10 protein-coding genes are annotated in these 12,964 nt (G+C 58.8%); all 10 read right to left on the reverse strand.

Annotation, left to right across the window (positions count from 1 at the left end; all coding sequences use genetic code 11):
- Nucleotides 1-2: 2 nt before the first annotated feature.
- Complete coding sequence (gene nuoH / locus LOH54_RS11350) at nucleotides 3-995, reverse strand: NADH-quinone oxidoreductase subunit NuoH (RefSeq protein ID WP_231019193.1); 993 nt, start codon at nucleotides 993-995, stop codon at nucleotides 3-5.
- Nucleotides 996-3,491 (reverse strand): NADH-quinone oxidoreductase subunit G, encoded by a 2,496-nt coding sequence (locus tag LOH54_RS11355; RefSeq protein WP_231019195.1) that lies wholly within the window; start codon nucleotides 3,489-3,491, stop codon nucleotides 996-998.
- A complete protein-coding gene (locus LOH54_RS11360; protein ID WP_231019196.1) occupies nucleotides 3,484-5,751 on the reverse strand; it encodes a 2Fe-2S iron-sulfur cluster-binding protein in 2,268 nt (755 codons plus the stop codon). Before LOH54_RS11360 ends, LOH54_RS11355 begins: the two co-directional genes overlap by 8 nt.
- Nucleotides 5,752-5,760: 9 nt before the next feature.
- Nucleotides 5,761-7,794 (reverse strand): FAD-dependent oxidoreductase, encoded by a 2,034-nt coding sequence (locus LOH54_RS11365; protein ID WP_231019197.1) that lies wholly within the window; start codon nucleotides 7,792-7,794, stop codon nucleotides 5,761-5,763.
- A gap of 12 nt (nucleotides 7,795-7,806) precedes the next feature.
- Entirely contained in the window at nucleotides 7,807-8,028 is a 222-nt protein-coding gene (locus tag LOH54_RS11370) for an NADH-ubiquinone oxidoreductase subunit E family protein (RefSeq protein WP_231019198.1), read from the reverse strand.
- A 14-nt stretch (nucleotides 8,029-8,042) separates the two neighbouring features.
- Nucleotides 8,043-9,281 (reverse strand): NADH dehydrogenase (quinone) subunit D, encoded by a 1,239-nt coding sequence (gene nuoD, locus LOH54_RS11375; protein ID WP_231019199.1) that lies wholly within the window; start codon nucleotides 9,279-9,281, stop codon nucleotides 8,043-8,045.
- 8 nt (nucleotides 9,282-9,289) lie between these two features.
- Nucleotides 9,290-10,096 carry an NADH-quinone oxidoreductase subunit C gene (locus LOH54_RS11380; protein WP_231019200.1) on the reverse strand — a complete coding sequence of 269 codons (807 nt, stop codon included), beginning with the start codon at nucleotides 10,094-10,096 and terminating at the stop codon, nucleotides 9,290-9,292.
- Complete coding sequence (locus LOH54_RS11385; RefSeq protein WP_231019201.1) at nucleotides 10,096-10,605, reverse strand: NuoB/complex I 20 kDa subunit family protein; 510 nt, start codon at nucleotides 10,603-10,605, stop codon at nucleotides 10,096-10,098. Before LOH54_RS11385 ends, LOH54_RS11380 begins: the two co-directional genes overlap by 1 nt.
- A complete protein-coding gene (locus LOH54_RS11390; RefSeq protein ID WP_231019202.1) occupies nucleotides 10,587-10,976 on the reverse strand; it encodes an NAD(P)H-quinone oxidoreductase subunit 3 in 390 nt (129 codons plus the stop codon). Before LOH54_RS11390 ends, LOH54_RS11385 begins: the two co-directional genes overlap by 19 nt.
- 237 nt (nucleotides 10,977-11,213) lie before the next feature.
- Complete coding sequence (locus tag LOH54_RS11395) at nucleotides 11,214-12,950, reverse strand: ATP-binding protein (protein WP_231019203.1); 1,737 nt, start codon at nucleotides 12,948-12,950, stop codon at nucleotides 11,214-11,216.
- Between the last annotated feature and the right edge of the window lie 14 nt (nucleotides 12,951-12,964).

A 12,964-nucleotide genomic window follows, 5' to 3' on the forward strand; every position in this document is an offset into this window, starting at 1 on the left:
CCTTAAAACATCATCACAATGCCGGTGACGACGACATTGATAACCGCGAGCGGCATCAGCACTTTCCAGCAGAGCCACATCAGTTGGTCCGGACGGACATCCGGCCATGCCGCACGCGTCCAGAGGAAAAAGAAGAAGAAGAACGCCACTTTGAGCAGCAGCCCCAGCGCGCCCATCACCGTACCGTCGCCGTAGCCACCGAGGAAGACGATCGCCATGACGAAGGAGATGAAGAACATGTTCGCATACTCCCCGATAAAGAAGAGGCCCCAGCGCATCCCCGAATACTCCGTACCGAAACCGTCGATGATCTCGTGGTCGTTGGCAACGAGGTGGAACGGTGTCCGTCCCGTCTCGGCGAAGGCCGCGATCCAGAAGAGGATAAAGGAGATGAAGCCCATCGGGTGCGCGAAGGCCATCCAGCCGTTTGCGGCCTGGTACTCGTTAAAGTCCAGCAAGGAGAGCGACCCGATGATCATCAGCGGCACGAGCAGCGCCAGACCGGTGACCACCTCGTAGGAGATGAAGATCGCCGCGCCGCGCGCCGCGGAAATGAGCGACCATTTGTTGTTCGACGCCATACCGCCGAGCAGCGGGCCGTAAAGACCGATCGCCATCACACCCAGGATATAGAGGATCCCGATGTTAACGTCGGCGATGATCGGGTGAACCGTGTAGCCGAAGAGCGTGAATTCCGGCAGGAACGGGATCGCCGCCGCCGCCATGAATGCCGTTGCCGCCGTGATGACCGGCGCGATCTTGAAGATCGGTCCGACGACGCCCGACGGAACGATATCCTCTTTGGTAAAGAGCTTGATCCCGTCGGCCGCGATCTGCAACAGACCGTACGGTCCGACGTGCATCGGTCCCAGACGGCGTTGCATAAATGCGAGCACTTTACGTTCGAAATAGGTTCCGAAGCCGGCCAGTGCCGAGAAGACCAGCAGTACCACGACGATCTTGACGAGCGTCTCGATAATGAATGCTGTATCCATTTACCCCTCCTTATGAATGGATGCTGTCGCAAAGCGGTATGCGCTGAACAGCTCCTCTGTTTTGATGTTTGGATCGAAGGTCGTGACGCACATGACACTGCCGTCGATCTTGTTGTCCTCGACGACGTTCAGGTTCAGTTCGCCCGATGCCGTTGTGACGCGGACGGTGTCGCCTGCCGCCAGTCCCGTCGCTTCAAGCTGCGCCGGCGAGAGGTAGATACCGCTCTCTTCGTTCAGCTGGTGCGGCTTCATCGTAAACGCCGTGAACTGGCGTACCGGGTTGGCCGCGTAGATGACGTTTTCGCCCTCAAGGGCGAGCGCCTCGTCGATCTTCAGGGCAGAGGCATCGCCGGCGGCAACGGCGACGTTGTTCAGCGCGTAGCCGCGGACTTCCGTGCCGTCGTTGTCGAAACGGTTCGGCAGGCTGTCGAACTCGCGCGCTTCGAATCCGGCAGTGGCCGGTAGCTGCGCCGTGTAGTCGATCGTATAGCGCGCATTGAGGCCGAGGGCGTTGGCGATGTCGTTAAGCACGTACCCGCCGTACGGCAGCGCCGCATTGGTCGGGTTGACGCGCTTCTCGATTCCGGTCAGCGTTCCCTCCTGCTGGTTCATCGCCGGCATGTCGAGGTCGCCTCCTCCCAACGCGCTGAGGACGAAGTCGCCCGCCGTGTTGTAACCGATGCTGTAATCGCCCGCTTCCGCGTCCAGGTCGCAGATGAGTGCGACGCCCAGCGTATTGGAGAGCGGTGGGATCATCGTGAGGCTGAAGTCCGTAAACTTCTCGACGAGGGCCAGCAGGCGCGCCAGGTTCTTCGCGTTCGGGTGCGTATAGAGGTCCGGACCCGCGATGAGCGCGAAGGCGTCTTTTTTCTTCAGGTTTTTATCCAGGAAGTCTTCCCACGCTTTCGTGTCGATATCGAGCAGGTCGAGCAGGCGGTTCTCGTCGACTTCGACCTCTTTGGAAACTTTCTTCGGCACCATGGTCGTCTTCTCTTCTTCGACCTCTTCCTCTTCGCCCGTCTCCTCGTTGACTTTCTTGACCATCACTTTCTCAACGACCTTCTCTTTGATCGTCTCTTCGACCGTGATCGTTTTGAGCGTATGGAAAGAAGCGAGGTACTCCGTAACGTCGGCAGGCATTGTCTCTTTGTCCCCGAAGAGATCGAGGATCAGGTAGAGCGCCGCCTCTTCGCGCAGCGGTTTGTGGTAGACAGGGAAGACCCCCTTGCCGATCCCTTCGATGACCGGGTCGGCGAGCGGGTGGAAGTAGAGACCTGCACCCTTGTTCATCTTGATGGCGTTGTTGAAAGCGTAGCGGGCGTTCGGGTTGTCCGATTTGAGGGCCGTACCGACGGAGACGACGAAGTTCGCGTCGTGCGCCAGCTTCAGGTCGCCGCCGTAGAGCTGCTGACCGCTGACGTCGGCGTAGTCATCGAGGAAGGCTTTGAAGGTGCGCGCCTCTTCATTTATCAGACGGTACCCTTTACGCTCCTTGAGCTTCTGCAGGATGAGCGCCTCTTCGTTGCTGATCGTGCTGGTGAAGCGGATCGTGTCCGCTTTCTCGAAGGCCGCAAGCGCCGCGCCGAAGGCCGCTTCGTCTTTTTCGACACCGCGGTTTTCGAAGTCGTAGCCGTAGCGTCCGGCGCCGCAGAGGGAGACATAGTTCCACTCGTTGCTCGTACGGTAGATCTTCTCCTCATTGCTCGCGACGGAAGTGTGCTTCACTTCGTAATTGAGCTGGCAGCCTGCCGAACAGTGCGAACAGGTCGCCGGGATCTTCTGCTGCTCCCATGCGTTGGTTGTATAGACGAAGTCCGTATCGACGAGGGCGCCGACCGGACAGACCGCCGCACACTCGCCACAGGAGGTACAGTCAAGCATCTCTTCGCCGGAGGTGAGGCCGATGATCGATTTGTTGAGCTTGTTCCACATAGAGTAGGCATCTTTCGGCATGCTCTCTTTGAACGCCGCATCGATCCCCTCGCCGCCGCGCGGGACGGTCTTGAGGCTGTTGTCGCCGATCATATCCTTACAGACGGTGACACAGCGCTCGCAGACGATACAGAGGCCCGGATCGTAGTGGAGGTGGCCCCAGTCTTTGATGGGACGTTCGACGTCGGCGATGGTGTAGCTTTGCGAATCGACGCCCATTTCCAGGGTGTAGTTCTGCAGCTCGCACTCGCCGGACTGGTCGCAGACCCCGCACTGCAGCGGGTGGTTGACGTCGTAGACCTCCATGATAGAACGGCGTTCCGTTTCGATGTTGTCGGTCGTCGTCGTAATGTCCATTCCGTCTTTGGTCTTGGCGTTACAGGCGTAGACCTGCTTGCCATCGGCCTCTACCAGACAGATCCGGCATGCCAGGGTCGGGCTGCAGCGCGTCAGGTAACAGATGGCAGGGATGAAAATACCGTTGGCCCGGGCGGCATTGAGGATATATTCGCCCTCTTCGCACTCAATCGGCCGCCCGTCGATGGTGATAGTGATTTTACTCATCATTGCTCGCTTTCATAATATTGACTTTCTCAAACCTGTAGGCCCCCGGGTCCACGGAGAGACCGCGATCGAAGGTCGGTTCAAGGGCAATCGTCCCCTTCAGGCTGGAATCGATGACAAAACGGCGTTCGCGGGCCGCGTCACCGCTGCCGATCACGACAAGGTCGCCGTCTTTAAGACGTGCCGCAACCGCAAACTGTTCGCTGCCGCGCAGCTCCGACGTTTTCTCCAGCTGCGCCGTACGCGCCGTAAACTGGTTGAACTGCAGGACCGGGTTGCAGGCGTAAACGACTGTCCCGTTGAACTCCGGAAGGTCCTCGACCTCGTCGCACTGCTGCGCCGCCGGTTTCTTGACCTTCTCCAAACGGTACCCGCGCGTGTCCTCGCCCAGTGGAGAGTAGAAGTTCTCCAGGGCATCGAAGGCAACCCGCTTGAACCCTTTTTCCGCCGGGAGTTCCGGCGTGAAATCGATGGTGTAGCGTTTGCCGACACCCAGGGCATTGGCCAGGTCGTTGAGCACGTAGCCGTCGAATCCGACCGCGACGTTCATCGGCAGGAGCTGACGGTCGAGGTTGACCACCGTTCCCTCCTGCTGATTCATCGCCGCCACCGTCAGATCCGCATCGCTATCCGCCCCGATCACAAAGTCGCCGGCCGCGTTGTAACCGACCACACCGCCGTTGCTGCCGCTGTCCGCATCAAGCTCACACACCAGCGAGGCCCCGACGCTGTTGACCTCCGCCGCCGCGACGACGACTCTGTAGCCGCCGAAACGCGCCAGCAGTCCGGCCAGTTTCGCGATGTTTTCCGCACGCGGATGGGCGAAGAGGTCGCTGCCCAGGACAAGGGTTTTCGCCTTGGCACGCTTGAACTGCTTGCCGATCAGGGCCAGCTCCTCTTCGCCGACGTTGCTCTCGGCGCTGAGGTAGCCGTCATCGAGCGCCGCGAGGAAGGCCTCGGTCGTCTTGTTCGTTTCGGCATCCGCGAGCAGCGCCTGCGCCAGCAGCGCCATGACACCCTCTTCAGTTCCGACTTCGTACTTGATGAACTGCGTCACGATGTTCTGCATCAATGCATCCTCGAGCGGATGCATGTAGACGATTTTCGCCCCGCGGTGGCGGGCCGCCGTCGTCATCGCGTAGCGCAGCGCCGGGTTGTCGGTCCCGATGCGGCTGCCCAGCACGATAATGCCGTCGCTGGCTTTGAGGTCAGCCATTGTAGCGAGTTCCGCTTTGCCATCCGCCGTCGAACCGAAGGCGTCGACAAAGGCGCCGTAGCGGCGCGCATCCTCGTTATAGAGCTTGAGGCCCGTCTTCTCCTTGATCCGCTGAAGGATCAGCGCCTCTTCGTTGGTGATGATCGAGGAGAAGCGGATCGCTTCGGCGCCTTTGATGGCCTCAAGGGCCGCCACGAACGCCTTGCCCTCTTTTTCGCCTTTGACATCGAAGTCGAAGCCAAAACGGCCCGCCCCGCACAGGGAGGCGAATTCGAAGTTGTTCGTAACGCGGAAGATCCGTTCTTCGCCCGGCTTGGCGGCGCCGGAGGTCTTCACTTCGTATTCCAGGGCGCAGCCTGCGGAACAGTGGGCACAGGTAGAGGGGATACGTTCCAGTTCCCAGGCGTTGGCCTTGTACTGGAAATCCGCACTCACCAGCGCGCCGACCGGACAGACGGCGATACACTCGCCGCAGAAGGTACAGTCGAGCTGCTCGCTGTTTTTCGGGATGATCGTCGATTTGTAGCCGCCGAACTTGAGTTCGATGGCATCGTCGCCGATCACTTCGTTACAGACGTGCGTACACTTCTCGCACATGATACAGAGGTTCGGATCGTAGTTGACCAATCCCCAGTGCTCGATCTTGCGCGACTGCTCCTTCGCCGTAAAGTTCTGGGAGCCGACGTTGAACTCCAGCGTCTTGTTCTGCAGGTCGCACGCACCCGATTTATCGCAGACCCCGCACTCCAGCGGGTGGTTGACGTCGTAGAGGCGCATGATGTTCGTACGCTCTTCGTGCAGGACATTGTTGTTAGTAATGACGGCCAGCCCCTCTGTCGGAGGTGTCTGGCAGCTCAGGACCATCCCGTCGACGCCCTCGGCTTCCACGACGCACAGTCGGCACGACGCCGCCGGGTTCGTTTTTTCCAGGTAACACATCGTCGGGATATAGATCCCCTCGCGGCGGGCGACTTTGAGGATCGTCTCGCCCTTTTTCGCACGGACTTTGCGGCCGTCAATGGTAAAGTTGATCATTTCACTCATCCGGCCTCCTTAGTTCGCGACCATCGCGATATAGTAGCAGCGCATACAGCGTTCAGCTTCGCTGATCGCCTGCTCCTGCGTGAAGCCGAAGTTGACTTCCATGTTGTTGACCTTGCGGATATCGACGTCGACGACCTCGCTGTGCTGGCGCGGCAGGCCCGGCAGCCAGCCGGTGACCTTTTCGTTCTTGTCATAGACCCGCATCTTGCGCAGCTGGTCTTCCATCACCTCTTCGTCGGTCAGGGTGATCTCGCCGTTCTGGACGTAGCGGGCGATGACGGAAGCGGCGCGCTTCGCCTGCCCTACGGCGTTGACGATCGTCATCGGGCCGTATTCGCAGTCGCCCGACGCAAAGATCCCTTTGCGCGAGGTCATGTAGTCCTTGCCGTTGGTCTTGATCGTCGCCCAGGAGGTCATCTCGATCTCCCACTCCTCCGGGAGCAGGTCGAGGTCGGCGCTTTGGGAAACCGCCGGGATCAGGTAGTCGCACTCCATATCGAAAGAGGCGCCTTCGATCTTGACGAGCTGCGGACGGCCGCCATCGGGGTCGGGGACCAGTTCGAATTTGTCGACGACAAGGGATTTGAGGACATCGTTTTCATCCACGATCGCATTGACCGCGGAGTGGAAGATGAACTCGACACCCTCTTCGACCGCTTCGTGGTACTCCTCGTAGGTCGTATTGCGGATGATCGTCTTCTCATCGCGGCGGTAGAGCATGACGACACGCTTCGCGCCGGCGCGGATGGAGCAGCGGACGACGTCCATCGAGGTAAAGCCGCCCCCGACACAGACGACGGTTTTACCCGTCAGGTCGACGTAGTCGCTGTCGATGGCGTACTCTTTTTTCTGCTCCTCGGTGAGGGTGATCCCGAACTTGACATAGAGGTTCACACGGTCGAGGAAGTCGATCGCTCCCCAGTAGCCGGTGATCTCCGGGCGCTCGTTGTCACAGCGCACCTTCTTGGAGATCCGTGTGCCCGTCGCGACCATCACCGCATCGTATTCCTCTTCGAACCCGCGCATCATCTCCGCGCTGACGCGGCTGTTGGTGATGAAGTTGACGCCGAGGTCCTTGACAGCCTCGATATCCTTCTCGTACTTGTCCCACGGCATACGGTACTCCGGGACGCCGACGGTGACTTCGCCGCCGAGAACCGGCAGCTCTTCGTAGACATCGCAGTGCACCCCTTCGAGGGCCAGGTAGTATGCCGTCGTGAGACCCGCCGGGCCCGCACCGATAACGGCGACTCTCTTGCCCGTCGATGGCTTCTGCTCTGAAGGGTGGAAGAAGCCGAAACCGTGGTCCGTCTCGTAATCGGCGCCGAGGCGCTTGAGCTCCATGATCGCAATCGGTTCGTCCAGGTTCGTGCGACGACATTCGTCTTCGCACGGGTGCGGACAGACGCGGCCGCAGGTGTGCGCCAGCGGCATCGTCTGGCGCGTGGCCATCAGGGAGTCGTCGAAGCGGAGGTCGCGGACGCCCTCGATGTAGGCCGGGATGTCGACGTGCGCCGGACAGGCGTCCGTACACGGCGCCGTGATCTTGGCGATGTAGCCGACTTCCTCATTGTAGTGCTTGGAAGGCTTCTGCCCGTCGATGCACGCCAGGAAGTCCGCTTCGAAATGCGTCATCAGGTCCAGCAGCGGGTTCGGCACGGTTTTGCCGATCTCGCATTTGGAAGTGAGCTGCATATTGCGCGCAACCTCTTTGAGGTGATCCATGTCACTAAGCGCACCTTCGCCCCGGGCAATTTTGTCCAGCAGGTCGTACAGGATCCGTCCGCCCCAGCGTCCGGGGGCACAGCGCCCGCACGCCTCGGAGTAGACCTGGTACTGCGCGGCGTACTCGGTCGCCAGGCGTACAACATCCACTTCGGGATCGTACAGCGCCACGCCGTCCCAGCCGATAAAGGCCTTGGCATCGCTGTGCTCGTTGTACTGCATCGGCAGCTTGTACGCACTCTCTTCCCACGCCGCTTCGGATTTGCCGATATTATTGATCTGCTCCGATTTCCACGTGGAGAAATAGACTTTACTCAACTCTTCTTCCTCTTATTTACGGACAACCAGGGTCCAGTCGACTTCGTTGAACTTCAACGAATTGAGCAGTTCGTAGCCCTGCTCTTTCATCAGGTCGGCACTGCGCTGTACCGGCGAGAAGTCACCCACTTCGAACAGGAAGATGATCACTTCGCCCGCAGGAGCCGTTTGCATGATCTCCATCATGCGGCCATCAAACTCATTATGCAGATGTCTAAGGTCGTAACGTAACATTCATGCGCTCCTTATTAACGGTCGACTTCGCCGAAGACGATATTGGTCGTTCCGATGATGGAGACGACGTCCGGGATGTAGTGGCCCGGGAGAAGATCGGTGAGGATCCCCGTGTGCCAGAACGACGGCGCGCGCAGTTTCAGGCGGTACGGGTATGCACCGCCCTGGCTGTTGATGAAGTAGCCCAGCTCTCCCTTCGGAGACTCGGTCGGGACATACACCTCGCCGACCGGCGGGCGCATCCCCTGCGTGACGAGGACGAAGTGCTGCATCAGCGCGTAGTTCTGCGTCATGATGTCGAGCTTCGGCGCGGAGATGTACTGCGGCGCATGGGCCATCAGTTCGGTCTGGTTATTCTTGACCGTCTCCTCGTACATGTCGATCGTCTGGTAGAGGATCTTCGCGGATTCGCGCATCTCGGCCATGTAGATCTTATAACGCGCGTAGTTGTCGCCCTTGTCGGACCACGGGACGTTGAACTCGACTTCGTCGTAGAGTTCGTACGGCTCCTCTTTACGGATATCCCACTGGACGCCCGAAGCGCGCAGCATCGGCCCCGTACAGCCCCAGGAGAGGGCCATCTCCGTCGAGATCGTCCCGACGTTTTCCATACGCATCTTCCAGATACGGTTCTGGTCGAGCAGGTCCTCGTAGTCCTTGATGTTCTGCGGAAGCTTATCCAGGAACTTTTTGAGGTCGCCCAGGAAGTTGTCCGGAATGTCAAGCGGCACGCCGCCGATACGGATCGCCGCGTGCGTCAGGCGCGCCCCGCAGTAATCCTCGACGAGGTCCATCAGGTATTCGCGTTCGCGGAAGGCGTAAAGGAAGACCGTCATCGCCCCGATATCGAGCGCCGTCGTCGCCAGCCAGAAGAGGTGGGACATCAGGCGGTTGACCTCGAGCAGCATCATCCGGATGACTTTCGCGCGGCGCGGCACTTCCAGGCCGATCAGTTTCTCAACCGCCAGGGCGAAGCCGTAGTTGTTGGATGAGGAGGCGATATAGTCCATACGGTCTGTCGTCGGCATGAACTCGTTGTAGATCATGTTCTCCGCCATCTTCTCCATCCCGCGGTGCAGGTAGCCGACATCCGGGTGCGCCTTGACGATCTGCTCCTGCTGGAGGTGCAGCATCAGTCTCAGCTGTCCGTGCGCGGAGGGGTGCTGCGGTCCGAAGTTGAGCACGAGTTCGTTGTCGTCACGCTCAAAGGTGATATTTTCAAAAAACGGTCGTAATCGGTTCGTCTGTTGCATTGCTCGCCTTATCTGTCTCTGTCTTCAATAACGACAGATTTTTCTTCGTGGAATTTCGAAATCATGAAGACGCCGCCCTCTTCCTGGAGTTCGAGGCCCCGTTTCGTTTCGCCTTCGGAGATATCCGTCCCTTTCGGCACTTCATAGCCGAGGCGGGCGAAACGCGTCGTATCGTAGCGGTTGACTTCCGCCGGATCGCGCAGTTCCGGCCCGATGACGTCGCGGTACTCTTTGCCGAAGATCTTGTCGACTTCGTACCATGCCGCGAACTCGTCGCCCTGCAGCGGGTAGGTCTTGCGCAGCGGGAACCCTTCCCAGTCGTCGGGCATCAGGATGCGTTTGGGGAACGGGTGGTTGTTGAGCTTGATGCCGAACATGTCGTACATCTCGCGCTCGCTCCAGTCAGCGCTGCGGAAGAGCTTCTCGACGCTGTTGACCGCTTCGGTCTCGTCGATGAACATCTTGATGCGCAGGCGCTTGCGCTTGGACATGCTGAGCATCTGGTAGAAGACCTCGAACTGCCCTTTTTCTGCGAGCCAGTCGATGGCACTCAGCTCGGAGAGCTGGGTATATCCCAGCGCATCGCGCAGCAGTTCGAGCACGCCGTAGTTGTCCTCGGGTTTGATGTAGACGACCATCTGCTCGACCTGAATATAGGCCTCGCTGACGTCGAATTTCGCTTTGATCGCTTCGAGGTCCGCCGCGAAGATCTCATCTTCGCTGACGTCGCTTTTCGCGACCTGCGGTGCGACCCAGTAGCGGTCCGTATAGTAAGGCTTTGCCTGTACGTCGTCTTTCGGGGTATAGCGTCTCATCACAGCAGCCTTTTCGGTTTCTGGGCTTTGATCGCCTTTTCGCGGCGGATCTTCTTCTGCAGCATCAAAACCGCATACTGCAGTGTCTCCGGACGCGGCGCACAGCCCGGCAGGTAGAGGTCGACCGGGATAACGCGGTCACACCCCTGCACGGTGGCGTAGGTATTGAACATCCCGCCCGTATTCGCGCAGGAGCCCATGGAGATGACCCATTTGGGTTCCGTCATCTGGTCGTAAAGACGGCGGATAAACTCCGCGTGCTTCTTTGTCAGCGTTCCCGCGACGATCATGACTTCCGACTGGCGCGGCGAAGCGCGGAAGATCGTACCGAAGCGGTCGAAGTCGTAGCGTGACGCCCCCGAGGCCATCATCTCGATCCCGCAGCAGGCCAGACCGTACGTCAGCGCCCAAAGCGAGTTCGAGCGCCCCCAGTTGACCACCTTGTCGACGGTCGTCAATGCGACGGGAAGCCCGCCGTCTTGCATGAAATTTACTTGATGTTGTGCCATTCAAGCGCTCCTTTCTTCCAAGCGTACACGAAACCGATGGCCAGCAGCAGGATGAACAGCATCATCTCCGCAAAGCCGAACCAACCGAGCAGTTTGAAGTCGATTGCCCACGGGAACATGAAAACGATCTCCACGTCAAACAGCAGAAACAGCAGCGCGAACAGGTAAAACTGCGGCGAGATTCTGTTGGGCTGTTTGGTCACTTCCGGTCCACATTCGTAGATGGAAAGTTTGATCTTCTCCGTATCTTTTGCCGCCATTGCGCGACTGGCCCATCGCGCCAGGACCGTCGTTCCGTAGAACGCACCGAAGGTCAGCACGAAGAGGATAAAGACCCCAAAATAGGGGTGAGCAACACCTACATGTTCCATGTATCCTACCTTTTCTAGTGGTATCACACCGGACAAATCCCCGAAAATCGGGGCTTTCTCCAAGCGAGATTCTATATCAAAACAGTTGCAAGCAATATAGCGAAAAGGTCATTAAATCCCCTAAATTCGGCCTTCCCAATTGGAGGGCATGTCACCGATGGAAACAGGTCAAAAATGGGGGTGCGGGAGGTGTTGTTTCTTTTTGTAGCAAAGAAAAAGAGGGGTATGATGAAAAATTCACCCCTGCAGGAATCCCATCGCTTTTTCCGTATCGAAGGTACCCCGTTTCTCTTTTTCGATCTCCTCGACGAAAGCCTCCAGGGTAAAAAGCGGCTCCTCCATCGTCGCGACGTTGAAGGCCGTATTCTTGATGACAAGGCTGATCTGCCCGCCGCTGAGGTCGTACCCGGCAAGTTTTTCGATGTCGAAATCTTCTGCATAGGGTGCTTTCACCGGCAGCATCTTCTCCCAGAGCGTGCGGCGCTGTTCGCGGTCGGGGCGCTTGAACTCGATCTTGTAGTTGAAACGGCGCGAAAAGGCGCTGTCGATGTTCTCCAGCAGGTTCGTCGTCGCGATGAGGATCCCCTTGAAGCTTTCAATCTGCTCGAGAAAGATGTTCTGCATCTGGTTGTGCATCTGCTCGGCGCTGCTGCCCGTGCCGGAGGAGCGCGCGCTCAGAAACTGGTCGGCCTCGTTGAGCAGCAGGACCGGTTCCGTCTTCGTCTTCTCCGTCAGTTCCTTGTAGGTATCGAAGATCTTCCGCACGTTCTTCTCGCTCTCGCCGACGTACATGGAGAGGATCTTCGAGCAGTCGAAACTGAGCACCTGGCGCTTGAGCGACTTCGAGAGGGAGTAGGCCGTCATCGTTTTACCGGTACCCGGGGGGCCATAGAAGATGATGCGTGCATCCACGCCCTGCTTCTTGTTCTTGACCCCCCACTCCACAAGCCGCTGCACGACACGCTTGTCCATCTGATGCATCAGGTTATCAAGCACCCGGCGCGTCGAAGGGTTGAGGACGACGTCGTCGAGGGAGGTGATGGGATCGATCAGTTCGAAGATCTCCTGCTCCTTGATGAGCATGTCGAGTTTGAGCTTGTGCACCTTCTTCTTTTTCTGGGGATGCATGATGTTCTGCAGCACCTCGTCGACGATATAGAAGGCCCGGGCGATCCCGCCGAAGGGGTTGAGCATCTCTTCGTAGTCGATGATCTCCTCGGTGAGCAGTTTGGAGCCCTCTTCGAGCAGGGCGCGGTTGCGGATACGGTCGTACTCGTCGCTGCTGATCAGGTCGATCAGTGCCGTCATTTCGCGCAGGGAGTTGTCGCCGGCACTGTACTCCTCTTTGAGCAGCGCCAGGAAGATCACCTCCTCCTTGCCTTCGAGCTCGCTGGTACGGAGGTACTTCTCCAGAGCGATCTCCGACGTCGTCTGCGCGATCCGCTCCCCGATCCGTTTTTCGAGGATCTCCAGCTTGTTCTGCAGCCGATGGATGGAGAGGGACTGCTCGTTGCCCTGGTGGCGGACGGTACTGATCTTCTGGTAGAGCTCGATGCGGAAGAACTGATCCTGGAGGTACTCCAGGTGGTCTTCGTAGGGTTTGATCTCGGGCAGCGTCATCTCCAGCGACCCCAGCTCCAGCAGCCGCAGGAACGGGGTGCTCAGCGCGACCTGCGTATTGAGCAGCTCCAGGTTGCACGCCTCGCTGACCTTGAGCGGCGTGAAGCTCTGCTGGGCGATCCATCCGAGCTCCAGCAGGTTCTTGATCTGATCGAGGTGGGCGAGGTAGCCGTACTCCTCCTCCCCGAAAAGCTCCTGCAGCAGCTCCAGCACCCCGCTGTCCTCCTGCCCGGTGATGTAGCGGCGCGCCATCGTCTGAAGGATCTTGGCCTCTTCAACACCGCACTTGAGCTGGGCGAAGATGGTGCTCTGCTCCACCTCCCCGCGTTCGACGAACTCCACCAGATATTTCACTTCAGTCACTTCCT

This window comes from Sulfurimonas sp. HSL-3221, assembly GCF_021044585.1.
GTDB classification, from domain to species: domain Bacteria; phylum Campylobacterota; class Campylobacteria; order Campylobacterales; family Sulfurimonadaceae; genus Thiomicrolovo; species Thiomicrolovo sulfuroxydans.